Here is a 25,964-nt window from a genome sequence, read left to right as displayed (position 1 = left end):
CTTCGGAAATCTTCATAACATATGATTTTTTCCATCCCCTTCGGTGAGTCTAAACATCATTAGACTTCCCTCCAGATGATTGAGAATAATTACAGTCCTTTTGCCTGAGAGATTCCGGGGTCGTTGCTCCTTCGGCGGATCTACAGAAGACCTCTCTCCTGCAATATTCGTTTAATTCTTATTCAGCAATTAATATGCCATAGTTAATTTTTTTATACATCTACGAAAATCAATTTTAAAAAATATTTTTATAAATATGGATCACCAACTTTAAGACAACAGCTAAGACAGGAATTTTTAGCTTGGGAAACGTTACAAAGATCATTGTTTAGCTCAAACTTTCTCTACCATCGAGAACAATTTAGTCATTAAAAAACAAATGAGGAAACAATTTATTTTTTAAAGTTACTCTCTCAGAGAGCTTAGATCATCTTCCATCTACACTTTCATCTTCTTCAGCATAAAAGTGTAATGACTGATTAGAGCAATCATTGAAGCTCAAAGTTTCAATAGATGTGAGAGTCAGCAGAATGTGAGTTAAAAATTTGCTGTCAACCCCACATGTTTTAGCGATGAGTATGTATAGACATTACAATGCCCATACCTGCAAGCGTTGCAATGACTGCCGTACCACCATAACTCATGAGTGGCAATGGATCACCAGTGACTGGAAGAATTCCACTCACCATTCCACTGTTCAAAAATACAAAGAAAAAGAAAGTTAAACCTGCCGCACCCGCATAAAGACGTCCAAAATTATGGAAGCTGTTCATGGAAATTATCAAACAACGAATAATGATCGCCGCAAAGATAACAAATAATACGAACACACCAAAAAAGCCAAATTCCTCTGCATAAGCAGACATAATAAAGTCTGTATGATGTTCGGGGAGATAACCTAAATGAGACTGTGTTCCTTCATTAAAACCTTTACCAAATAGTCCACCAGAGCCAATCGCAATTTTAGACTGAATGATATTCCACCCTGCACCTAGCGGATCTGATTCAGGATCAAATAAAGTTAAAATTCGCTTTTTTTGGTATTCCTGTAGAAAGAAATTCCATAATAATGGTGCAACTACTGCAAACCCAGCAACCACAGCCCCAATCAAACGCCAAGAAATACCACTTAAAAAAATGACAAAAATTCCGGGAATAATTAATCCAATGTTTAAGTCAGGCTGTAATGCGACTAAAACAAAAGGAATCATCATCAGAAATAATGCAAAGAGAATATGCATAAATTTGGGTGGTAAAGTCCGCAGACTGAAAAACCAAGCCATCATGAGTGGCATCGTAAATTTCATAAATTCACTGGGCTGCACACTCCCTAATCCAGGAATAGAAATCCAGCGTTTTGCGCCTAAGCGGACATCACCAATTAGCAATACCAAAAGCAGAAGCACAATCGAAAATGCATACAGATAAGGACTGACAATTTGATAAACTTTTGGAGGAATTTGTGCACAAATAAACAGCAAAATAAAACCGATACCAAAACTGGTCGCCTGACGAATCACCATGCTTGAATCATGATTGGTTGCACTATAAACAACCATGAGTCCAAAAGCTGCGTTTAATATCAAAAAACCAAGTAACCATGGATCTAAATGTAATTTAGTCCAACGTGACGAATCATGTTTGATTGTTCGTCCATCTCTCAAGGCATGACGCAAAAAACGGTACTGTTGTGAAGGTATCATTGGCTGAATTGCATATTCTAAGTGGCGTTATTATAAGACAATGTTTTGGCTATTTAAGCAAAGTCCCAAACATAAAACTAAATTATTTCGAGTCAGACTGTGACTGAAGAATCAGACGAGCAAGTTCTAAATCTTCAGGATAAGTAATTTTAATATTATCAGATCGTCCAATCACCACATCTACTGGATGATGAGCATATTCAAGCGCACTCGCTTCATCCGTGATTGTGATCTTGTGAGTTAATGCATGTTCAATCGAGGTTTTTAGCAATTTAATGGTCGACAATTGTGGAGTTTGTGCTTGCCACAATGCACTTCGATCAACAGTTTTTTCAATGGCACTCGACTGATCTACTCTTTTTAAAGTATCACGTACAGGCGTTGCTAAAATTGCGCTATGCTTAGATTCGATAACATGGCGAATCAAAGATTCTAAATTACTCAAGCTCACACAAGGTCGAGCAGCATCATGCACAAACACCAGATCATTTTCATCTGCAATATTGGTTAAATAATTTAAACCATTAAGTACAGAATCAACCCTCTCCTGACCACCTAAGCAGAAATGAAGGATTTCTGATTTAGCAAATTGAAGTGTCTGAGCAAATTGGTCATGCTCTGAGATTGCCAACACATAGCCAGCAATAGGCAATTGAGCAATACGTTCTACAGTATGCTCAAGTACAGTTTTATTCTGGATAATTTGATATTGCTTTAACGCTGATTTGGAAAATCGACTACCAGAACCTGCTGCCGGAATAATAGCCCATAATTTACGGTTGTTCAGATTCAGGTTGTCTAGACTCATTGGTTCTTAAATCTACGTTAGCATTTGGGTCGATGTAAATCGGCTTATAATTCGTACTGATTGTACTCATTTGAATAAAAGTTTCATGAGGCTTAATTAAGCCAAGATCTAAACGTGCATGTTCTTCAATCGCCTCAACACCATTTTTTAGATCATATACTTCAGCAGCCAGAATACGATTACGCTCTTTTAACTCTTCATTTGTTTCAGCTTGTTGATTCATTTGCTGAAGTAGCGCCTGATGAGGGAAATATCCTCCTTCACCGAGCCAAAAGCGATATTGAAAGATGGCAATTAAAATTATTGCCACCAGCAAAATCACTTTACTTGAAGTAGTTTTAAAGACGTCTAACATTATATTTGAGGCTTAGTTAACATCATGAAATTAGAGCACTAATATACCCTAAAACAAAGAAAGGTAGTATGTGTAACTGTGTTAAATATGCAAATGTTAAACAAATTCACATTGATTGATTTCTTTTAAAAATACTTACTGATAAATATCAAAAGTTATTGAATATTCAAGAGTCATTATATTTACACTTTTTATTTCATAGCTTAATAACAAAAAAACCACTCTTTAAAGAGTGGTTTTTTAAAATTCAAAATAATCTAAACGATTAATTTAAACCTTTAAACTCAGCTTTACCGCGGTAAATAGCATTCGTCAATTCTTCGATACGAAGCAATTGGTTGTATTTCGCTACACGGTCAGAACGACAAAGTGAACCAGTTTTGATTTGACCAGCACCAGTACCTACTGCAAGATCCGCAATTGTAGAATCTTCAGTTTCGCCAGAACGGTGAGAAATCACTGTAGAGTAACCATTTGCTTTAGCAAGATAGATCGCATCTAAAGTTTCAGTCAACGTACCGATTTGGTTATACTTAATCAGGATAGAGTTACCAACTTTTTCGTTGATACCACGTTGAAGGATTTTAGGATTTGTAACAAACAAATCATCACCAACCAATTGAATCTTGTCACCAAGAATCGAAGTTAGGTAAGACCAACCTTCCCAATCAGATTCATCTAAACCATCTTCAATAGAGATAATTGGATATTGGTTTACAAGACCAGCAAGGTAGTCAGAGAATTGGTTGTTTGTGAATGCTTTATTGCCTTCACCAGCAAGGATGTACTGACCATCTTTGTAGAATTCTGAAGATGCACAGTCAAGCGCAAGCATAATGTCAGAACCTGCTTTGTAGCCAGTTTTTTCAATTGCTTCAAGAATAACTGTAATTGCTTCTTCGTTTGAACGTAAGTTCGGCGCGAAACCACCTTCATCACCAACAGCAGTATTTAAACCTTGTTTCTTTAAAACTGATTTTAAAGAATGGAAGATTTCTGCACCTGCACGAAGTGCTTCAGAGAATGAAGTGAAGCCAACTGGCTCAATCATGAACTCTTGGATATCAACGTTGTTGTCCGCATGTGAACCACCGTTTAAGATGTTCATCATTGGAACAGGCATTGTTAAAATGCTGTTGTTACGAAGGTCTGCGATGTATTGGAAAAGAGGAATTTTCTTTTCGTCAGCAGCAGCACGCGCAGCAGCCAAAGACACTGCCAAAGTTGCGTTCGCACCTAATTTTTCTTTGTTTTCAGTTCCATCTAAAGCGATCATCGTATTATCGATGTCTTTTTGTTCGAATACTGATTTACCCACTAACGCGTCACGGATTAACGTGTTTACGTTGTTCACAGCAGTTTTAACACCTTTACCTAAGTAACGTGCTTTATCGCCATCACGAAGTTCTAAAGCTTCACGAGAACCAGTTGAAGCACCAGATGGTGCACATGCACGGCCAACTACGCCAGATGCTAAGATAACGTCTGCTTCGATGGTTGGGTTACCACGAGAGTCCAAAATTTCACGTGCACGAATGTCAACGATTTGGCTCATGAACAATTCCTCAGTTGATTAATAAAACGATGCGTCTAACGCTGCATCAGTGTGTATCTAATTTTTTGAAACCTTTAACCAAGGTATCCAATTCTTTAAGCTGAGCTAAGAATGGCTCAAGTTGAGTCATTCGAAGAGCGCAAGGTCCATCACATTTTGCTTTTTCTGGATCAGGATGTCCTTCCAGAAAAAGACCTGCTAGACCTGTAGCCATACCCGCACGCGCTAATGTCGTAATTTGTGCGCGACGGCCACCTGCTGAATCTGCACGACCACCTGGGGTTTGAAGTGCATGTGTCACATCAAAGAAGACTGGCACATTCATTTCTTTCATGATGTCGAAACCAAGCATATCGACAACTAAGTTGTTGTAACCAAATGCTGAGCCACGCTCACATAAAATCAGCTTGTCATTCCCGGCTTCCAAACATTTATGCAAGATATGACGCATTTCATGCGGTGCTAAGAATTGCGCTTTTTTGATATTGATAATGGCTTGAGTTTTTGCCATCGCCTCAACAAGATCTGTTTGACGGCTAAGGAAAGCAGGTAATTGAATGATGTCAGCCACTTCAGCCACAGGTGCTGCTTGATATGGTTCATGAACATCTGTAATGATCGGAACATTAAAATGTTTTTTAATGTCAGCTAACCACTCAATTCCTTTTTCAAGACCAGGTCCGCGGAAAGAATTTAAGCTCGAACGATTTGCTTTATCAAAGCTTGCTTTGAAAACATATGGAATATCCAAACGTTTGCAAATATCAACATAAGTTTCTGCAATTTCAAAAGCTAAATCTTTTGATTCAAGTACATTCATTCCGCCGAATAATACAAATGGCAAATGATTTGCCATTTGTATATCGCCTAAACGTACAATTTCTTGTGCTTTTAATTGTGACATTTAAACTTCCTAGTTATGTCCTAAGACATTCATTATTTCGATTTTTGATACTGTTTTTTAGCAGCATCAATAAAACCAGCAAATAATGGATGACCATCACGTGGAGAACTTGTAAATTCCGGGTGGAATTGTACAGCAATAAACCAAGGATGTTGAGGAATTTCAACAGTTTCAACTAAACGTTGGATTGGCGAATAACCAGAAATTTTCATGCCTTTTTCTTCTAAAGCAGGAATATAACGATTATTCATTTCGTAACGATGGCGATGACGTTCAATAATTTCTACTGAACCATACACTTCTGCAGTTTTAGTGCCTTCAACCAATTCTGATTTTTGAGCGCCAAGACGCATTGTTCCACCAAGGTCAGAATCTACAGAACGTTGCTGTACTTCACCACGTTCGTCTAACCATTCCGTAATTAAACCAATTAAAGGCGATTTAGTTGAACGGTTAAATTCTGTTGAGGTTGCATCTGCAATACCAGCAACATTACGTGCGTATTCAATGACCGCAAGTTGCATACCTAAGCAAATACCAAGGAATGGAATTCCATTCTCACGTGCGAATTTAATCGCTTGCATCTTACCTTCAGTACCGCGCTCGCCAAAACCACCAGGAACTAAGATTGCGTCAGCATCTTTCAACACTTCCGCTACATCTTGGCTTTCTAGTTCTTCGGCATTGACATAATCAATTTGAACTTTAACGCGGTTTTGGATACCTGCATGTAAGAGTGCTTCGTTTACAGATTTATAAGCATCTGGAAGTTCAACATATTTACCCACCATCGCAACACGAACAGTGTACTCAGGATTTAATAGTGCTTCTACGACATTATCCCAATCTGAAAGATCGGCTTCTGGTAAATCGTTATAACCAAAACGCTCGCAAATTAAATCATCAACGTCTTGTTCATAGAACGTACGTGGAATTTCGTAAATTGTGCGTGCATCTTTACACACCACAACTGCACGAGCTTCTACGTTCGTGAACAACGCAATTTTACGCTTTGTATCAGCATCAACATCGTGTTCAGTACGACAGATCAAAATATCTGGTTGAATACCGATTGAGAGTAATTCTTTCACTGAGTGCTGAGTTGGTTTTGTTTTCAACTCTGCAGCTGACTTGATATATGGCAACAACGTTAAATGCATCAGCATTGTGCGTTTGTGACCAAGTTCAACCATTAACTGACGAACAGATTCCATGAATGGGAGAGATTCAATGTCACCTACTGTACCGCCAATCTCAACAATAGCAACGTCATAGCCTTCGCCAGCGCGAAGAACACGTTCTTTAATATTGTCTGTAATGTGTGGAATAACTTGAACTGTTCCACCAAGGTAATCACCGCGACGCTCTTTATTTAAAACGTCTTGGTACACGCGACCAGATGTAAAGTTATTAAGCTTGGTCATTTTCGCACGACGCAAGAAACGTTCGTAATAACCCAAGTCTAAGTCAGTTTCCGCACCATCCTCTGTGACAAAAACTTCACCATGTTGGAACGGGCTCATCGTCCCTGGATCGACATTAATATATGGATCCATTTTCACCATGGTTACTTTTAATCCACGGGCTTCTAAAAGTGCAGCAACTGAAGCAGCTGAAATACCTTTACCTAGTGATGAAACAACACCACCAGTAACGAAAATAAAATGGGTCATTGGGTTTCTCGTACAATCGAGCCTAAATCGGCCTGCAATGTTGCGCAATTTTACTTTACTCTGTACCTATAAAGCAAAGTCAATCCGCATCAATTCAAAGAACAATAAACAATTGGTTATTCTATCATCATTTCCAATAAAGATTCACGCACACTTTCAGTGATTTTCATCTGTTAATTTGCTGTTATACTACGTCAGTCGATCTAGCTAGTTTGTTTTGAGCAACTATGAATAAAAAATTTTTAATCGGTGGTGCAATCTTATCTGCACTCCTCGTTACTGCATGTGTAAAAAAAGAAGCGCCTAAGGAAGAAGAACAGGAACAAACTGTTGAAACAACTGAACAGGCAGAACAAATTGAGAACATTGAGATTTCTGAACCAGAAATCGAACCTGAGCCACCAACTCAAGTTGAAATTGAGCATCAGGAAACAAACAATACGTCAGCGACTATTCGTCGTGAATACCGCGATGCTCCTGCACAAACGAATCCTGCCCCAGCACCAGCTGTTGAAAATGTAGAACGCCCTACACCTTCTCCAAGTGCATCAACAGGTGGTTCTCAATCTGAAGATGATGCTGTTGCCGCTGCTATTGCTGCTGCTACCCCTGCTTTAGAAAACTAATTTTCGAATTTAAAAAAACCGAGTGACAAGACTCGGTTTTTTTATGTCAACATAAATGAAAGTCAAATTGTTATTCATTTATAAACAACAAAAATTGTCAGGCTTTCTCTAATTCTAAAAAAAATTCTGCAATTAATTTGTGTGCCCAAGATTCTGGATTTTTTTTACCTTCATAGAAACAGCAATGGCTTCCTTTTTTTGTGGTCACTACTGCCATGTTCGGCATATGTTGAATCACTTCTTTATAAGGCTCTAAATTGCGGATATGGCATACTGGATCGTCTTCCGAATTTAAAATCATCAACGGCACTCTAATCTTCTCAAAGACATAGATGGGATTTGTCGCTTTACAATATGCGTCATAATTTTCAAATCCAGCGAACTGATAATATGTTTTTTCAAAATCAAATAAATCTTTAGCAACACTCAGTTGCTTTAAACTTTCTAAATTTCGCCAATGTTGCTCATAAGGTTTTAAAAAATGTGCATTTAACTTTTTTGCCATCAAACGGCTATAAAAAGGATGAACATTTGAAAAACCAGTTTCCGTATTGTATCCAGGACAAAGTGCGAAAGCCGCTTGAATTGGTGTGGAGCTTTCTTCCTCACCTAAATATCGAACCAATAATCCAGTTCCTGCTGAAGACCCAACTGCATACAATTTAGAATATGGTAAGCGCTGTTGAATATGTTCAATCTGCTCTCTTAGATCTTGCGTGTTTCCAAAAAGATTAATTTTAGGAACTGAAAGTGGTAGACCTGCATGCCCTCGTCTTAAACACAATGCAATACGCCAACCAGTTACTTGATGTAAGTCTCTGACCAATTCTCTCATACTGGCTGGGCTTCCAGTAATGGTATGCAGCACTAAAATAGTAGGTGTTTCCGCAGGCAGATGCATGCCATACCAAGCAATACCCGTTGTTCCCCCATCAGACATTGTTAACTGTTCAATGAAGTCATATTCTAATTTTACGGTTTTCTTTCGAACTTTATCAAAATACACCAAGTGAGCATGCGTATTCGAGAGCCACGGCGTTGGTCTATATTTATAATGCAGACGTTTCAAGTTTGAAATCACATGCGCTAACTCACCTTGCGGATTAAAATAGATTGAAGGTATAGCTGCACCAGTAAAATGATCAAGTTGGGTTTGAGTGAATTCTTGCATCCACTTGAAACGCTGATTAAGATTCATACAGACTCCGAATTTACTTACTCCAATTCATAAGCCAAAAACATGCCTAATTTATTTTGGTAGAAATTGAGCCATACGTTGGCCCATTTGCAACGCCAAAGCTTCTAAACCACTTTTAGGCCGAATCATCACCTCAAAGTCAATAATTTGACCTTGCTCATTAAACTGGATCATATCAATGCCTTTTAATGTTTTTTCACCCACATTTGTGGAAAATTCAAGCACAACACTGAGCCCATCTGCTGTATAGAACTCACGGTGATAACGAAAATTTTCAAAGATCTCAATCACATTGGTCAAAATAAAAGTAACAACTTGTTTGCCTGGATAAGGCTTAAATGCGACGGGTGATTTAAATACGACTTCTTCAGACAAAAGCTCATTCAATAGACTTAAATCACGCGTTTCAAGCATATGGTGCCAACGTTGAATAGATTTTTGTGTGGTTTCGAGTGTCATTTTTATGTCCTTTTTGTTGTATCAGTCCAATCTTTTAGAAGAAAAGGGAGAATACTGCGTCAAGGAGAGGTCTCATTCAATTAAGTACCCTCTCCAAATCCTCTTCTTGCACTTTCATCTAGAATACAGGAGAGAAATTTTCTGGCTTAAATCTTGGCAGCCAATTCAGCGCCTTGACGAATCGCACGTTTTGCATCTAGCTCACCCGCCTCTTTCGCCCCACCAATTAAATGAACTTTTTTACCTACCTGCTCGAGTTGATCAAACATAGCCGTATATGATTCTTGACCTGCACAAATCACCACATGATCCACGTCTAATACGGTAGTTTGTTCATTGATTGTGATATGTAAACCTTGGTCATCAATCTTGTTATACGTTGCACCTGGAATCATTTTTACTTCGCGATTTTTTAATCCAGTACGATGAATCCAACCCGTCGTTTTACCCAAGCCTGCACCAACTGAAGTGGCTTTACGTTGTAATAAGTAGATTTCACGTGATGGCTGTTCTACTTGAGCAGGTTTTAAACCTCCTACATTAGAATATGATGTATCAATTCCCCATTCATCATAAAATTTTTGAGGATTCAAGCTTCCACTTTCCCCCTCATGTGTTAGATACTCAGCAGTATCAAAACCAATACCACCAGCACCAATAATCGCAACACGCTGTCCGACTGGTTTTTTCTCTCTTAAAACTTCGATATAAGACAACACTTTTGGATGATCAATTCCTTCAATATCTAAATGTCGAGGTGTCACACCTGTAGCGACTACAATTTCATCAAACTGATCTGTATTGAGCTCTTCAAAAGTTGCAGTATGGTTAAGTTTTAATTGAATTAAAGGCTGCAACTCAATTTTTCGCTTAAAGTAACGCAATGTCTCATAAAACTCCTCCTTTCCTGGAATCGTTTTTGCAATATTAAATTGCCCCCCAATTTGATCGGCTGCTTCAAAAATGGTGACCTGATGACCACGGTCAGCTGCATAAGTAGCAAAACTCAATCCTGCAGGACCTGCACCAATGACAGCAATTTTTTTAGGCGTATGGGTTTCTTTAAAAATGAGTTCAGTTTCATGGCATGCACGTGGATTAACCAAGCATGACGCAATTCTGAGTGAAAAAATATGATCCAAACACGCTTGGTTACAGCCAATACACGTGTTGATTTCGTCACTTCTACCCTGTTCAGCTTTTAGTACAAATTCTGCATCTGCAAGCATTGGGCGAGCCATAGAAATCATATCTGCATGACCTGAAGCTAACACGTGTTCAGCCATTTCAGGGGTATTGATACGATTTGAGGTAATCAATGGAATATTAACTTCACCTTTTAGCTTTTCTGTCACCCATGTAAATGCTGCTCGAGGTACTTTCGTTGCAATCGTGGGTATACGCGCTTCATGCCAACCAATACCTGTATTAATGATAGTCGCGCCGGCTTTCTCAATTTCTTTTGCAAGATGGATGACCTCCTCAAGCGTTGAACCGGCCTCAACCAAGTCGAGCATAGAAAGTCTATAAATGATAATAAAGTTTTCACCCACCTCTGCACGGGTACGTTTTACAATTTCAATCGGCAAACGAATGCGGTTTTCATAACTCCCACCCCATTCGTCATCACGGTGATTGGTACGTGCTGCGATAAACTCATTGATGAGGTAACCTTCAGACCCCATAATCTCAACACCATCATAACCTGCATATTGAGCCAGCTTTGCACAGTTGGCAAAATCATCAATGGTTTGATGAACTTCAGCCGAGCTTAAAGCATGAGGTTTAACTGGATTAATTGGTGCCTGAATTGCTGATGGTGCAACATTTTCAGGCTGATATGAATATCGACCAGTATGCAAAATCTGCATTGCAATCTTACCACCAGCATCATGTACCGCTTGCGTAATGATTTTATGTTTCTCAGCTTCAGCAATCGAGTCTAATTTTGACCCTCCAGCAAAAGTCACACCAGCATCGTTGGGTGAAATTCCCCCCGTCACGATAAGACCGACCTGTCCTTGAGCACGCTCAGCATAAAATGCGGCCATACGTTCATAGCCACCTTCAACCTCTTCTAAACCTACGTGCATTGAACCCATCAATACACGATTTTTTAAAGTGGTAAAACCTAAATCTAGTGGTGCAAGTAAGTTTGGATAATTTGACATTCTGACCTCATGGCTCGCGTTTGCTTGCTATTATTGTGTGCTTCATGCAACTTGTTGCATAAATATATATTCTAATTTTGCATTTTATGCAACATGTTGCATAATAAAGTTGATTCAACATTTTACGATATATGATTTATGTCTTTAGCACATGTTTTGTTGACCAGTCTCATCGAAAAACCAAGTACAGGTATTGAACTTGCGCGTCGCTTTGACCGTTCTATGGGATTCTTTTGGAATGCAACTCATCAACAAATCTATCGTGAACTCAATGCTATGCAAAAAAAAGGTTGGATTTCGACTATTGATGAAGGTGATCCCAACTCGAGAAAGAAAAAATATAAAGTTGATGCTCTAGGTCGAACTGAACTTGCCAATTGGATGGTACAGCATAGTGAGCCTGCCCAACTCAGAGAAGAATTGATGGTGCGTCTAAGAGCTGAAGCACAACTAGGTGGTAATAATGTGTTGACAGAATTGGAATCTCATTTAGAGATTCATAAAAATAAGTTAAAAATATATCAAGCGATTTACGATAAAGATTTTGCCAATAAAGATAATGATGACCGTACACTCTATATTCATAAAATGATTCTTCAATTAGGCATTGAACTAGAGCAAGGTTGGATCAGTTGGTTAGAACGTGTAATTCCACAATTGAAAATAATGAATACAAAATAAAGGATATATCTATGCCATTTTTTACTATGCATGATAACGAAAAATTATATGTTCGTGAAATTGGTCAAGGTGAACCTGTTTTGGTGCTATCTGGTTTAGGAATGCAAAGTTGGCAGTGGATCCCTTTTTTTGCATTTAATTTAAAAAAATATAAATTCATTATTCCTGACTGGCGTGGTTTTGGTGGGTCTAAGCATTGTAAAATTCCAGATACTGATGCTATTTCAAGTCACTGGAACGATATTCAGGCATTGATCAGTCAACGCCCTAGACAACATTATAAAGTGATTGCTTATTCTATGGGGGCAACTACTGCCATGCATGGTATGCAATATGGTCAATTTGCTGATCAAATCAAAGCATACTTGCATATTGATCAAACCCCTAAAATACCTTCTGATGAAACTTGGAGTTTCGGGCTATTGGGCGATCGCTATCCAGAGTTCAAAAAGCTACTCATCGAACTTTCTTCTTTTTTACATCAACATGAAAATTATCAAAACCTGAGTGAATTACCTACTCACTTAAGCCGCGAATTAGTCGAGCTTTGGGTTAAATTTTTATCTTTACAAGATAATCATCAATTGAGCGCTAAAATTTTTAAAACAACGCTCAATCAACCGAAAATTCAAAAGTTAATCCTCCCTATGCAACGTCTCGACTATATGCGTTGGTACATTGACAACTATCTAAACCATAAAGAAGATTACAGAGCCGCGATCTCAAAGTTAGAATGCCCAGCAACTTTTTTTATCGGCACTAAATCCGCACTCTATCCAGCGCAAGGGCAAAAGCTCATTGCTGAATCGGTTAAAAATCATCGTATCGTACTGTTTGAGCGCTCAGGGCATACGCCTTTGATCAATGAACCCATTAAATTCGCACAAGAAATTTCTAAATTTCTGAATCAAACTATATAAGCTCTAATGAATATTTGAATATTAAGTTGATCCAGACGTCATACTTGGGCACAAAATCAATAGGATGGAGATTGGATGAATCAGTCTAAAACAAAGCTTGTGATTTTTTCGGGTGCTGGTATGAGTGCTGAAAGTGGTATCAATACATTTCGAGATAGCGATGGACTTTGGGAAAACCATCGCATAGAGGATGTTGCAACGCCCGAAGCTTGGCGTAACAATCCTGTTTTAGTACAGCGCTTTTACAATGAACGGCGAAAAAAAATTTTAGCATCTGAACCTAATGCAGCACATCTTGCGATTGCAGCACTTGAACAACATTATGATGTACATGTGATCACGCAGAATATTGATGACTTACACGAACGCGCTGGTAGCAAAAAAGTACTGCATCTTCATGGAAATATAACACTCGCTAAAACATCGGGGCCAAATGCTCAATTCACAGACAAATTTTACTCAATTGAAGGAATTGAACTGGATATTTCTCGTGACTTCTGTGATGCTGGATATCCGCTTCGTCCACATGTCGTATGGTTTGGTGAATCCGTTCCCGCTTTTGAAGAAGCAGATGTGATATGCCAGCAAGCTGAAATCTTTGTTGTGATTGGAACGAGCTTAGCTGTTTATCCTGTTGCAGGCTTAGTACACAGTATTTCACCAAGCTGTGATGCGTATTATATCGACCCTAGAGCCGATCTCGGCCGTGTGCCACAACACTATACATGTATCTCAAAATCAGCAACCGAAGGAATGCAAGATTTGGCTAAACTTCTTTCTTCAGTTCAGCCAAATTGAGGCATGGGCTTATTTGAGTTTATCAAAATAAGGTTTTAACCATCGAGATAACATGAAGCCAATTAAGACAATCAAATACAAAGGCCAAATCATTAATAAAAACACCAAAAGATCGAGCACAAATTGCCAGCCATATTTGATGCTATTCCAAGCACGCTGAGTAAAGTGATCACCATTTAATCGCGCCACTGCATCAATATCAATATCAACCCTTTCTCGGACCAGTGTTGGTTGATTCAGTTGTAAACTGATCGTACTGAATTTAACACGGTCTTGAACTTCGAGTTGAGTGAGCCGTGTGATTTCATTCAAATGAGTTGGTCGTGCTTGACTTGAAATAGTCTGTGCTTGATTCATTTTTTCTTGAAGAAGCTTCAATTCAAAACGTTGTGCACTATAGCGTTGCTGATTCAAAAAAAACATTAAAGGTAAAAGTTGATTAACAACATGTGGGGCACGCTCACTCGGTACACGTAGCACCATAAAAGATACAGGTTCAACTTTTTCAAATACTTTTACTTTGCCTTCTGAAATATTCTGACGTTTAAGATCAACCACATTGAAATCAATATCTTTTCTTTCAATAAATCCGCCTGCTTCAAGGGTTATTTTTTCTATCTCTAAACTGCTTTTCACCACATCTTTAACGGTAAAGTTAACTTGCGCCTCTCGAACCATACGACGAGTCAGCTCAACTGGATTAACCTCTTGATTTAATATGACCTCAGGTTTTTGCTCCTGGACGGGCGAAGTATTTGGTTCAGCCGCTTCTTGCATATCAACTTGCGTATCAGCAGTATTTTCTTGAACTGCTTCAGCAGAATGTTCCTCTATTTTTTTTGAACAGGATGCCAGCAACATCGAACACAGCAGCGTGCTTATTACTATTCTTTTCATTCATTTTCTCTAAATTATAATGTTTGTATTGATGGCTCATAATTTTAATTATTATAAACATTCAATTAAGAAATTATACTTAAAAGTTTCAATGAAAATGGCATACCTCATTGAATGAAATATGCCATCAATTCATATTCAATTGATTTTCAGATTCTATCTACTCTATTAGCTTACTTTGTCCATGTTCATATCATCGACTACATGACCAGCGATCTCAGACACTAAATTTTCAAAAGAGAAAATTTGATTTAACTGCTCTTGCGTTAAAAGATTCTGCTCAATGACAACTTGCTGAATGGTTTTATTTTCTGCAAGACAAACCTTCCCAATTTCATCACATTTGGCATGACCTAGAATCGGATCTAATAATGTGACAATGCCAACACTTCGCATCACTGCATCGTAACAAGTCTGTTCATTTGCAGTAATACCTTGGATACATTTGTTTTCTAGTGTTTGCATTGCTTGAATTAATAAATTGGTTGATTCATTCATGGTCAGTGCAATTACAGGTTCCATGACATTTAATTGTAATTGCCCCGCTTCAGCTGCCATGGTCACTGTCAAATCATTACCAATGACTTTAAAAGCAATTTGGTTCACTACTTCAGGAATAACTGGATTGATTTTCGCAGGCATAATGGATGAGCCGGCTTGTAATTCAGGTAATCTAATTTCAGCTAATCCCGTACGAGGCCCTGAACTTAATAAGCGCAGGTCATTACAAATTTTTGAGAGCTTGATGGCTAAACGCTTTAAAGTACTTGATAGAATAATAAATACGCCACAATCACTGGTGGCTTCAACATAGTCTTCAGCACCTTGTAATTTCAATCCAGTAATTTGAGAAAGCGTTTGAACCACTTCTAGTGCATATCCATGAGGTGTGTTCACACCCGTTCCAATCGCAGTCGCACCCAAATTTATTTCTAGCAGTAAATGACGCATCTTTTGGATGAGGCGATAATCTTCTTTTAATAGCGTCGCAAATGCACGAAACTCTTGTCCGAGTGTCATGGGTACAGCATCTTGGAGTTGAGTTCGCCCCATTTTAATTACGTGTTGAAATTCAGATGCTTTGATCTCAATAGCAGCGATTAATGAGCGAACTTGAGACAATAAATCTTCTAAACTGTAATATGTTGCTAGTCTCAATGCAGTTGGATAAACATCATTGGTCGATTGCGATTTATTCACATGGTCGTTTGGATGAATTACATCATATTGACCTTTAGGCAAGCCGAGACGCTCGAGTGCAAGGTTAGCCACCACTTCATTACTATTCATATTAATAGAAGTTCCAGCCCCACCCTGATAAATATCAATTGGAAATGATGATTTCCAACTTTCAGGCTGCTCAATCAGTTGATCACAAGCCCATTGAATCGCTTGGCTGACATCTTGACTCAATTTGGAAAATTTTAAATTTGTCTGTGCTGATGCTTTTTTTACCTGTGCCAATGCACGAATAAAATGTATGTTTTCACCTATTTGTTGATGCGAAATCTGAAAATTCTCCATCGCACGCAGGGTATGAATCCCATAGTAACGATCGGAAGGAACCGCTTTTTCACCGAGCAGATCCTGCTCTATTCTTGTTTTATCAAATTGAACCGTAGACACTTTTATTACTCAACAATAATGCACCATTATCGTGCAATATCGATGATAGGCTTCATGCTTATTTTCACTATTGATTTAATACTTCTTTATGCAATAAAAAATTACAACTTCGCTGTTTAGGTGACTAATGTAACTTTATGTTAAAGACAATCATTTATAGAATTGTATTAAACCTCAAAGTAATTATTTTTTGAAAAAAATAGTCTTTGTAACCAAAATTACATTCAGTTTCACTAAACGACTATAAATCTCACTCAAATGTAACAGAGCGTAATTTTCAAAACGTGCTTGAATCAGCTCCTCGAATAATTCGATTAAAAATTCATCTCGGAAAGATGGTCATTTAGGACAGACAAAGGATGGCATAGCAATGAGCCAATTAAATCCTACGCTAATCACATTTATTTTTTATATTGTGGCGATGCTTGGCATTGGGCTTTATGCCTACAAAGCCACGAATAATTTTGATGATTATATTTTAGGTGGTCGGAGTTTAGGCAGTGTCGTCACTGCATTATCCGCAGGTGCATCAGATATGAGTGGCTGGTTACTCATGGGTCTACCTGGTGCAATTTATCTCTCAGGTTTATCCGAAGCTTGGATTGCCATTGGTTTAATTATCGGTGCTTGGTTGAACTGGCTTTTGGTCGCGGGTCGTCTACGTGTTCATACCGAAATTCAACATAACGCATTGACTCTCCCCGACTATTTCACCAGCCGCTTTGGTGATCGGAAAAAAGTACTTCGAATCATCTCAGCTTTTGTAATTTTGATTTTCTTTGCAATTTATTGTGCCTCCGGCATGGTCGCAGGTGCACGTTTATTTGAAAGCCTATTTAGTTGGGATTACAACACAGCCCTGTGGATTGGAGCAGTAGCAACGATTAGTTATGTCTGCATTGGTGGTTTTTTAGCCATCAGTTGGACAGATACATTTCAAGCAGGCTTGATGATCTTTGCGCTTTTACTTGCTCCAGTAATGACCTATTTAGCCATTGGTGAAAATGCTCAGCAAGTTAGTGTCATTGTGGAATCCGCACGCCCATTAGCGAATAATTTACTTTCAGATCTCAGCACTGTAGCAATTTTATCTTCAATGGCATGGGGACTTGGCTACTTTGGTCAACCACATATTCTTGTGCGCTTTATGGCAGCAGATTCCGTGAAGTCTATTCCAGCAGCACGTCGCATTGGAATGACATGGATGATTCTATGTCTTGGTGGTGCAGTCGCTGTCGGTTATTTCGGAATCGCTTACTTTGATACGTTTCCTCAACTCGGTGCTGCAGTCAATGCAAATCCTGAAACTGTTTTTATGGAATTAACTAAAATTTTATTTAATCCATGGGTTGCAGGAGTGATTCTTGCCGCGATCCTTGCTGCAGTGATGAGTACCCTAAGTTGCCAGCTATTGGTATGCTCAACCACGCTTACAGAAGACTTATACAAAGCATTTATTCGTAAATCTGCCTCACAAACCGAGCTGGTTTGGGTAGGTCGTTTGATGGTATTAATCGTTGCGATTATGGCGATCTTCCTTGCAATGAATCCGAACAGCAAGGTACTCGGTTTAGTTGCTTATGCGTGGGCTGGCTTTGGTGCAGCATTTGGACCACTGATTATCCTTTCTCTCTTCTGGAAGCGAATGACCATCAATGGCGCATTGGCAGGTATGGTTGTTGGTGCTGTTACCGTCATTGTATGGAAAAACACAATGGCTGATACAGGCGTCTATGAAATCATTCCTGGGTTTATTTTATCTTGGGTAAGTATTATGGTGGTGAGTTTATTAGGCCGCCCGCCAGCGCAAGATGTGACTGACCGTTTTGACGAAGCTCAACAGAAATATGAAACTGAAATGCAAGAAATCAAAAATGGAAGGTAATGAGAAATAAAGAATTAAGGGGCTTATAGCCCCTTTCTTATACATTTACTTTTTAAATGTTTGCTTAAGTTGCACTTGCGACGATTCCTTAATAACTTCCATCACTGGATAGCTACGGGTTTCTTTGATGCCTGGCAGTTGCCATAAAACCTGTCCAGAAATCTTGCGAAACTCTTCCATGTTGGCGCAACGGATTTTAACCACAAAATCAAAACCTCCGCTGATCATGTGACACTCAACAATCTCAGGGTAACTTCTGACTGCATCAGAAAATTCTTCTAATACATTTGGAGTTGTTTTATCTAATAAAATTTCGACAAATACCACAAAACTTCGATTCAGCAGATCTGGATTTAACTTGGCTTCATAACCTGTAATATACCCATCTTTGGTTAGTTTTTGTACTCGAGCAAGCGCTGCTGTGGGAGAAAGATTGACCATTTCAGCAAGTTTTATATTTGATAGACGCCCATCTTTTTGCAAGATATCTAAAATTTTTAAATCTGTACGATCCAAGGTCATCATTTGAGTCTGCATGCGAATTATTCTCTAAATTTAACTCTAATTATAGTGAGTTATGCACCATATTTTCTGTAATTATAAATTAAATAAACCTTAAAGATAAATCTATTTCATTGTCACAGGACGCTGGCGTATATCTCATGGAACAACTTAGCTCACCCCTTTCTCGCCCATTAGACATTCAAGACATTACTGAATTTAAAGATAAATCAGATCTAGAATTAGAAATAAATCGTGCATGGCGCCGTGATGAATCTGAATGTGTCGAAACACTTCTCGAACAGACCGAGATTGATCAAGAAATTTCAGACAAAATTTATCAATTAGCCTTCAATTTAGCGCATTCATTACGTGAACGTAAAGGGTCAGCAGGCAAAGCAGGCATTGTACAGGGTTTATTACAAGAATTTTCATTATCTTCACAAGAAGGTATTGCGCTCATGTGTTTAGCTGAAGCGCTGTTACGTATCCCTGATAAAGCAACACGTGACTTATTAATCAAAGACAAAATCAACCAAGGCAATTGGAAAGATCATTTAGGTCAAAGCAGCCTAATGTTTGTAAACGCGGCAGCATGGGGCTTAATGTTGACCGGTAAGTTAATGGAAACACCTAAAGCAAATAGTTTATCTGGTCTACTCACAGGCATCTTGGCACGAAGTGGCCGTGGCATTATTCGCAAAGCCGTTGATGTTGCTATGCGTATGATGGGTGAACAGTTTGTTACAGGTGAAACCATTGATGAGGCGTTAAATAATGCCGAACGATTAGAAGAACAAGGCTTCCGTTACTCATATGATATGTTAGGTGAAGCAGCGCTTACAGATCATGATGCGGAGCGCTATTATCAAGATTATACAAATGCGATTCATGCGATTGGTAAGGCATCATCCAACAAAGATGTTTACGAAGGCCCTGGGATCTCAATCAAACTTTCGGCGCTTCATTCACGTTATCAACGCTCGCAAATTGACCGTGTACACGATGAACTTTATCACAAAGTCTTTAATCTAGCGGTTCTAGCGAAACAATATGATATTGGTCTAAATATCGATGCTGAAGAAACTGATCGTCTGGAAATTTCATTGGAACTTCTTGAACGCTTATGTTTCGAACCGAAATTGAATGGCTGGAAAGGCATTGGATTTGTGATTCAAGCTTATCAAAAAAGATGTTTTTACGTGGTCGATTACATCATTGATTTAGCTAAGCGTAGTCAAAAACGTTTAATGATTCGTTTAGTCAAAGGCGCCTATTGGGACAGTGAAATTAAGAAAGCACAAGTTGAAGGCATGACCGATTATCCTGTCTTTACTCGAAAAGTGCATACAGATTTATCTTATATTGCATGTGCTCGCAAACTTTTAGCCGAACCAGACTTTATTTATCCGCAATTCGCGACACATAATGCACAAACCTTAGCCACTATTTATCATTTAGCAAATCCTGAACATTATTATAAGGGACAATACGAATTCCAATGTTTACATGGCATGGGCGAACCACTTTATGAACAAGTCGTCGGTTCTAAAGCAGATGATAAACTTGGCGTACCTTGCCGAATTTATGCACCTGTCGGAAATCACGAAACCCTTTTGGCTTATTTGGTTAGACGATTGCTTGAAAATGGTGCAAACACGTCTTTTGTTAATCGTATTGCTGATAAAACACTCAAAATTGATGACTTGATTGAAAATCCACATCAAACCATTGATGTCACAAGTCGAATCGAAGGCAAAGTTGGATTAAAGCACCCTGCTATTCCATATCCGAAACATTTATATGCTGATCATCGCCCTAACTCTCTTGGAATTGATCTTGCAAATGACCAAGACCTTGAACATTTGAATCATACTTATCAACAATGGTCTAAAGTTCAAATTAAAGCCACCCCAATGGGTCTGAGATTAGATGAATCCATACACGATACAGAGTCAATGGCAATTCTCAATCCTGCAAACCATCAAGATATTGTCGGTAATGTGACGGAAACTCATGCCATGCAAGTGGAAATGGCGTTAGTTAATGCGACTGAAGCACAGCAGGATTGGCAAAATTTGGAAAAAGATCAACGTGCAGAATATTTAATTACAGCATCCAATGTGATGGAGTCTCGACTTGAAGAGCTGATGGTTCTGCTCAGTCGTGAAAGCGGTAAAACATTTGCCAATGCGATTGCTGAAGTACGCGAAGCAGTAGATTTCTTACGCTACTACGCAGCACAAGTGAAAGATCTAGATCACAAAGCCGTTATTCAACCCTTAGGTACAGTATTGTGTATTAGTCCTTGGAACTTCCCATTGGCAATTTTTACAGGTCAAATCTCGGCAGCACTTGTGACTGGAAATACTGTAATCGCTAAACCAGCGGAACAGACCCCTTTAATTGCCTCAATTGCAGTTCAGATCCTTTGGGAATCTGGCGTACCACAATCTGTCTTACAGCTCTTGCCAGGACGTGGTGAAACAGTGGGTGCACAACTCAGTAGTGATCATCGTATTCAAGGTATTATGTTTACAGGGTCAACTGAGGTTGCGAAAATTTTGCAGAAAACCGTTGCAAAACGACTGAATCAATTTGGTCAATCAATACCTCTCATTGCAGAAACTGGCGGTCAAAATGCCATGATCGTAGATTCTTCTGCCCTGACTGAACAAGTGGTATTAGATGTTGTCAGCTCAGCATTTGATAGTGCAGGTCAGCGTTGTTCAGCACTGCGAATTTTATGTGTTCAAGAAGATAATGCGCATACCGTGATCAAAATGCTCAAAGGTGCAATGAAGCAATTGCGTGTCGGTATTCCAAGTTTATTAAAAACTGATATCGGACCTGTAATTGATCGAGAAGCAAAACAAACCATTGATCAACATATCAATAAAATGAAATCTTTGGGCTATCCCGTTCAACAACTCATGTTGGATGAAGATGACTCTCATCTCAAGCAAGGGACATTTGTTAAACCGACTTTGGTTGAGTTACCACATTTAGATGATCTTGAACGTGAAGTTTTTGGTCCAGTACTGCATGTCATTACTTATAAATATGGCGAACTTGATCGACTTATTGATCAAATCAATGCCAAAGGCTATGGTTTGACTATGGGCTTACACACGCGTATCGATGAAACCATACAAACCGTAATTTCAAAAGCAGAAGTTGGAAATCTCTATATTAACCGCAACATTGTAGGTGCTGTTGTCGGTGTACAGCCCTTCGGTGGAGAAGGTTTATCTGGTACAGGTCCAAAAGCTGGTGGACCGATGTATATTTATCGGTTAATGCATGAATGTACACATAAAAAAATTGCACAACCGTATGCAACGAGCAAAGGCGTTGAATTGACTGAACATCAAAATTTATTGAATCAATATAAAGATTGGGTCAATAAGTCATTTCCTCATTATCAAATGAAGGCATTGCAACCAAGTTGTGTCGGACATAGCTATGAATTACAAGGACCAACAGGTGAAAGTAATCAATATGTTGTGTTACCGAGACATCGTGTTTTAAGCTTGGCAGATCAGGAAATTGATCAGATTCATCAACTGCATGCCATTCTAGCGATTGGCTCTCAGCCAACCGTTCTAGGCGAGAATACGTTTGTTCTAAAATACTTACAGTCTATGCCTAAAGAGGTCGCTCAACGTATCGCCATTATTGCTGATATTGAGACAGGTAGTTTTGATGCAATTCTACATCATGGCACCAAAAATCAACTGTTAAAATTGCAAGATAAAGTGGCTCAGCGACAAGGTCCGATCATCGGAATTACACATCTAGAGCCTGGTAATTATGACATTCCTTTAGAACGCTTCTTTATTGAGCGTGCAATTAGTATTAATACCGCAGCTGCAGGTGGTAATGCAAGTCTAATGACCATGCAAGCTTGATTCTGTTGAGTCAAAAAAAACCAGTGCATTGCACTGGTTTTTTATTTGTGATTTAAACAGCAAGCATACTATTTAAAGTTTCCGATACATTTTTAGATTTCACGATAGGTTTCAATGCTTCAAGTTTCGCTTTGACTTCGGCTTGTTGAGGTTGGGCTAACGTGTACCAACGTGACAAAAGTTGTAACAAACGTGAGCCTACAATCGGATTCTTTTCGTCCAAATATTGAGCCAACTGAATAATGTGATCTACCCCAAAACTCCAAGTATTCACAGGGTTTGAATTTAAACCACCAGTTACAGCACGGATTCGATTAGGTACTTTAAGATCGTAATCAGCATGTGATGTCAGTTTTTGAATCGTCTCTGCTGTCGCTTTCGGATGAGCTGCTTGGATCATAAACCACTGATCCATTGATAGAGCCTCATCTTTAAAACGCGCATAGAAATCTTCTAAAATCTCAGCAGCTTGCGGTGCATCATTCCACACCAACACTTTTAAAGCCCCTAAACGTTCAGACATATTACGTGTTTGACGATACTGTTGCTCAGCTAAGTCAAATGCAGCTTCATCTCCTTGACGTGCAATAAAAGAAAGCATGATGTTCTTTAAAGCACGTGTACCCATAGCTTGGGAAAAATCTGACTGTGTTGCTGGATCTAATGATAAATAAGTCTCTTTAGCAAAATCACCTAAACGGCGAGACAAAGTATCTAATAGAGCATTACGCTTTTCATAGATCGCTGTCGGTTGATAATCGTAGTCAATACGGCTACCCAAATATCCTTCACTCGGAACATCAAATAAACGTGAAGCTAACAGCGGATCTTGCTGAATTACTCTAGGTAGCGTTTTTAACATCGCTTCAATATATATGTCAGCAGGTTGGTCATTTAATAAGATGCGCTCAAGCAATGTTTGCGTCGCTTGCCACTGATTAAAGCCATTGGTTTCGTACTGTAATAAGAAGGCAAGCTGTTCATCAGTATAATTAAACTCTAAATTCACGGGTGCAGAGAAATTTCGTAATAGTGAAATTACAGGCACCTTCGCCACGTTTTTAAACTCGATCGTTGCTTCATCAGTCGTGAATAAGTAAACACCATCTTTGACTTGATCTTCAACTAAAGCTGAGCATTCAAGTTGAAGTTGCTCACCAGTGTGTTCATCAAACAAAGCCAAAGCGACAGGAATTGGAACCGCTTTTAAGTTTGGATATTTTGGATGTGGTTTTAAACTTTGCTTAAAGTTTAAACGATAAGTTTTCTGCTCAGCATCATACTCACCTTTGGCTTCAAGCTTAGGTGTACCCGGTTGGTTATACCAAGTTAAAAATCCTGATAAATCCACACCAGAACCTGCTGATAATGCAGCAACCCAATCTTCCACAGTCACAGCTTGACCATCATGGCGACGGAAATACTCATCCGTTCCTTTACGGAATTTTTCTTTACCTAATAAAGTCGCCATCATTCGGTTAATTTCTGCACCTTTTTCATACACAGTCGCTGTATAGAAGTTATTAATTTCTACGAAATGATCTGGACGTGGAGGATGAGACAATGGGCCTGAATCCTCAGGGAATTGATGCGCTTTAAGCACTGCCACATCATCAATTCGTTGAACAGCAGCAGACTGCAAATCCTCAGAAAAAGATTGATCACGGAAAACGGTTAAACCTTCTTTCAGACAAAGTTGGAACCAGTCTCGGCAAGTAATACGATTACCCGTCCAGTTATGGAAATATTCATGAGCGATAACAGATTGAACACGCATAATCGCAGCATCAGTCGTGTATTCTTCATCAGCTAAAACACATGATGTGTTAAAAATATTAAGCCCTTTGTTTTCCATTGCACCCATATTGAATGCACTGGTCGCGACAATCATATAATTGTCTAAATCATAAGGTAATCCATAGTGCTCTTCATCCCAACGCATAGAATGTTTAAGTGCTTCCATGGCAATATGGCACTTAGGAATATCTTTTTCTTCAGCATAAATTTCTAGAGCTACATCACGACCTTCAGAAGTGACGTAACGATCTTTTAATACCGCTAAGTCTCCAATGACACATGCAAAGAGATAGGCTGGTTTCTTGGTTGGATCTTGCCAAATGGTATAATGACGTCCTTCGCCCACTTCACCCGCTTCAATTAAATTACCATTCGCCAGTAGGACTGGAAATTTCTTATCCGCTTCGACACGTGTTGTGAAAACAGACAGCACATCTGGACGGTCTGGATAGAACGTAATTTTACGAAAGCCTTCTGGCTCGTTTTGAGTTACAAACAGATCAGATGCTGCTTGGTATAAACCTTCAAGTTGTGTGTTTGATTCAGGATGAATTTCAACGACTGTAACGATGCATGCATCATCAGGTGCATCTTTAATCACTAACTGTTCATCATCTAGATGATATTGCGAAGAATCTAACTCTTGACCATTCAGTGTAATTGACTTCAACTCAAGCTCACGACCAAGCAATACCAAATCACCTTCAGTCTGACGTTGCATTTTTAGTGTGCCTGTCACCATCGTATGATCGTCATAGACTTGGATATTTAAATCAATCGAATCCACGACAAATGCTGGCTTCTGATAATCTTTCAAAAAAATCGTTTGATCTGCTTCGATCACTGGATTTGCCGCGATATTCATAACTCGTCCTATAAGCTGTTCTTTACAGCGATTATGCTTTTATGTGAAGTCAATTGATCATAGGTCAAAATTGACGAATTGTCTGTGTTTGACGCTCTATTTAATATGGGTCTATTCATGTTTTTTTCAATTTAATTTATTTGTAGTAACAACAGTTTGCTTCTTTATTACCCGTTTCAAATATCTTGTCTAAGTACGATAGAAATGTAACAAAAATTCACTTCTTTATTTTCAAGCATAATTATTGCTTCAGTTTAAGAGCGGTAATCATCAAAAAACTTATAAATCATAAATGAGGTGAATCATGCTCATCAGGGACCACATAGTCAGAGTAGAAAACATCAAAACCATGCAGATGATGGATGCTGCTAAAATTGATCATCGCGTGATTGCAGCGTTTTTAACCAGTGAGGGAATGCCTATTGAAACATCAGAAGTCACAGCTGTATTGAAAAACTATGATGTACTCGGAATCAAGAGATTATCTCAAAAGAAATCTCAGGTACTGATCCAAGCTAAAATGCAACATTTTTCCGATTCAGAGCTCCCTTGCCCTTTAACCTATTAAATCCTCTATCTAGGTCGATCTAACACTTGAGGAAATGATTTTCCGGTTCGATCTATTCATATA

General features: G+C 38.8%; 20 protein-coding genes and 1 riboswitch. Of the genes, 7 read left to right on the top strand and 13 right to left on the bottom strand.

Annotated features, from left to right (window positions below; genetic code table 11):
* Positions 1 to 82: 82 nt before the first annotated feature.
* A riboswitch (glycine riboswitch) is annotated at positions 83 to 171 on the bottom strand.
* A gap of 395 nt (positions 172 to 566) precedes the next feature.
* The 6 genes from rodA to AC1M9C_RS01835 form a co-directional block, all read right to left on the bottom strand.
* Positions 567 to 1,703: a rod shape-determining protein RodA gene (gene rodA / locus AC1M9C_RS01860; protein WP_092766373.1), complete on the bottom strand. Its 1,137-nt coding sequence runs from the start codon at positions 1,701 to 1,703 to the stop codon at positions 567 to 569.
* An 82-nt stretch (positions 1,704 to 1,785) separates the two neighbouring features.
* Positions 1,786 to 2,511: a 2-C-methyl-D-erythritol 4-phosphate cytidylyltransferase gene (gene ispD / locus AC1M9C_RS01855; RefSeq protein ID WP_179998116.1), complete on the bottom strand. Its 726-nt coding sequence runs from the start codon at positions 2,509 to 2,511 to the stop codon at positions 1,786 to 1,788.
* A complete protein-coding gene (gene ftsB, locus AC1M9C_RS01850; protein WP_035263725.1) occupies positions 2,477 to 2,866 on the bottom strand; it encodes a cell division protein FtsB in 390 nt (129 codons plus the stop codon). Before ftsB ends, ispD begins: the two co-directional genes overlap by 35 nt.
* A gap of 265 nt (positions 2,867 to 3,131) precedes the next feature.
* Positions 3,132 to 4,421, bottom strand: coding sequence for a phosphopyruvate hydratase (eno, locus tag AC1M9C_RS01845; RefSeq protein ID WP_180027787.1), 1,290 nt, complete (start codon positions 4,419 to 4,421; stop codon positions 3,132 to 3,134).
* Between the two features lie 46 nt (positions 4,422 to 4,467).
* Positions 4,468 to 5,325 carry a 3-deoxy-8-phosphooctulonate synthase gene (gene kdsA / locus AC1M9C_RS01840; RefSeq protein WP_481953112.1) on the bottom strand — a complete coding sequence of 286 codons (858 nt, stop codon included), beginning with the start codon at positions 5,323 to 5,325 and terminating at the stop codon, positions 4,468 to 4,470.
* 32 nt (positions 5,326 to 5,357) lie between these two features.
* Positions 5,358 to 6,998 carry a CTP synthase gene (locus tag AC1M9C_RS01835; protein WP_179998118.1) on the bottom strand — a complete coding sequence of 547 codons (1,641 nt, stop codon included), beginning with the start codon at positions 6,996 to 6,998 and terminating at the stop codon, positions 5,358 to 5,360.
* Positions 6,999 to 7,225: 227 nt separating this feature from the next.
* On the opposite strand from AC1M9C_RS01835, the gene AC1M9C_RS01830 reads away from it, so the two are divergent.
* Positions 7,226 to 7,624, top strand: a complete 399-nt coding sequence (locus AC1M9C_RS01830; RefSeq protein ID WP_481587524.1) for an internalin — start codon at positions 7,226 to 7,228, stop codon at positions 7,622 to 7,624.
* Positions 7,625 to 7,721: 97 nt separating this feature from the next.
* Here AC1M9C_RS01830 and AC1M9C_RS01825 read toward each other — a convergent pair whose 3' ends face one another.
* The 3 genes from AC1M9C_RS01825 to AC1M9C_RS01815 all read right to left on the bottom strand — a co-directional run bounded on the left by AC1M9C_RS01825 (position 7,722) and on the right by AC1M9C_RS01815 (position 11,452).
* On the bottom strand, positions 7,722 to 8,822 hold the full coding sequence (locus AC1M9C_RS01825; RefSeq protein WP_481953111.1) for a YheT family hydrolase: 1,101 nt from the start codon (positions 8,820 to 8,822) through the stop codon (positions 7,722 to 7,724).
* 51 nt (positions 8,823 to 8,873) lie between these two features.
* Positions 8,874 to 9,281 (bottom strand): nuclear transport factor 2 family protein, encoded by a 408-nt coding sequence (locus tag AC1M9C_RS01820; RefSeq protein ID WP_481953110.1) that lies wholly within the window; start codon positions 9,279 to 9,281, stop codon positions 8,874 to 8,876.
* A gap of 146 nt (positions 9,282 to 9,427) precedes the next feature.
* A complete protein-coding gene (locus AC1M9C_RS01815; RefSeq protein ID WP_481953109.1) occupies positions 9,428 to 11,452 on the bottom strand; it encodes a 2,4-dienoyl-CoA reductase FMN-binding domain-containing protein in 2,025 nt (674 codons plus the stop codon).
* A 138-nt stretch (positions 11,453 to 11,590) separates the two neighbouring features.
* Between AC1M9C_RS01815 and AC1M9C_RS01810 the strand changes: the two genes are divergently transcribed.
* From AC1M9C_RS01810 to AC1M9C_RS01800, 3 genes are all read left to right on the top strand, one after another.
* Complete coding sequence (locus tag AC1M9C_RS01810; RefSeq protein ID WP_481587528.1) at positions 11,591 to 12,133, top strand: PadR family transcriptional regulator; 543 nt, start codon at positions 11,591 to 11,593, stop codon at positions 12,131 to 12,133.
* Positions 12,134 to 12,144: 11 nt separating this feature from the next.
* Positions 12,145 to 13,053, top strand: coding sequence for an alpha/beta fold hydrolase (locus AC1M9C_RS01805; RefSeq protein ID WP_481953108.1), 909 nt, complete (start codon positions 12,145 to 12,147; stop codon positions 13,051 to 13,053).
* 75 nt (positions 13,054 to 13,128) lie between these two features.
* Positions 13,129 to 13,851 carry an SIR2 family NAD-dependent protein deacylase gene (locus tag AC1M9C_RS01800; RefSeq protein WP_481953107.1) on the top strand — a complete coding sequence of 241 codons (723 nt, stop codon included), beginning with the start codon at positions 13,129 to 13,131 and terminating at the stop codon, positions 13,849 to 13,851.
* A 9-nt stretch (positions 13,852 to 13,860) separates the two neighbouring features.
* Here the strand turns inward: AC1M9C_RS01800 and AC1M9C_RS01795 are convergent, their stop codons facing one another.
* Both AC1M9C_RS01795 and AC1M9C_RS01790 read right to left on the bottom strand, forming a co-directional pair.
* Entirely contained in the window at positions 13,861 to 14,748 is an 888-nt protein-coding gene (locus AC1M9C_RS01795) for a DUF4349 domain-containing protein (RefSeq protein WP_481953106.1), read from the bottom strand.
* 168 nt (positions 14,749 to 14,916) lie between these two features.
* The gene (locus tag AC1M9C_RS01790; protein ID WP_481953105.1) at positions 14,917 to 16,374 is read right to left on the bottom strand and encodes an aspartate ammonia-lyase; all 1,458 of its coding nucleotides are present in this window, start codon (positions 16,372 to 16,374) and stop codon (positions 14,917 to 14,919) included.
* A 370-nt stretch (positions 16,375 to 16,744) separates the two neighbouring features.
* Here AC1M9C_RS01790 and putP point away from each other — a divergent pair, with 370 nt between their 5' ends.
* Complete coding sequence (putP, locus tag AC1M9C_RS01785; RefSeq protein ID WP_481953104.1) at positions 16,745 to 18,259, top strand: sodium/proline symporter PutP; 1,515 nt, start codon at positions 16,745 to 16,747, stop codon at positions 18,257 to 18,259.
* A gap of 45 nt (positions 18,260 to 18,304) precedes the next feature.
* Here the strand turns inward: putP and AC1M9C_RS01780 are convergent, their stop codons facing one another.
* Complete coding sequence (locus AC1M9C_RS01780) at positions 18,305 to 18,796, bottom strand: Lrp/AsnC ligand binding domain-containing protein (RefSeq protein WP_035263751.1); 492 nt, start codon at positions 18,794 to 18,796, stop codon at positions 18,305 to 18,307.
* Between the two features lie 125 nt (positions 18,797 to 18,921).
* On the opposite strand from AC1M9C_RS01780, the gene putA reads away from it, so the two are divergent.
* Positions 18,922 to 22,671 (top strand): trifunctional transcriptional regulator/proline dehydrogenase/L-glutamate gamma-semialdehyde dehydrogenase, encoded by a 3,750-nt coding sequence (putA, locus tag AC1M9C_RS01775; protein WP_481953103.1) that lies wholly within the window; start codon positions 18,922 to 18,924, stop codon positions 22,669 to 22,671.
* A gap of 52 nt (positions 22,672 to 22,723) precedes the next feature.
* On the opposite strand, the gene pepN is transcribed toward putA, so the two are convergent.
* Positions 22,724 to 25,333 (bottom strand): aminopeptidase N, encoded by a 2,610-nt coding sequence (gene pepN / locus AC1M9C_RS01770; protein WP_481953102.1) that lies wholly within the window; start codon positions 25,331 to 25,333, stop codon positions 22,724 to 22,726.
* 304 nt (positions 25,334 to 25,637) lie between these two features.
* Between pepN and AC1M9C_RS01765 the strand changes: the two genes are divergently transcribed.
* A complete protein-coding gene (locus AC1M9C_RS01765) occupies positions 25,638 to 25,901 on the top strand; it encodes a hypothetical protein (RefSeq protein WP_481953101.1) in 264 nt (87 codons plus the stop codon).
* Positions 25,902 to 25,964: the final 63 nt, after the last annotated feature.

The sequence above is a fragment of the Acinetobacter sp. 24-47-39 genome, assembly GCF_056783825.1.
The sequence above is the reverse complement of the archived record's forward strand: the minus strand, read 5'-3'. Positions and strand labels throughout refer to the sequence as shown.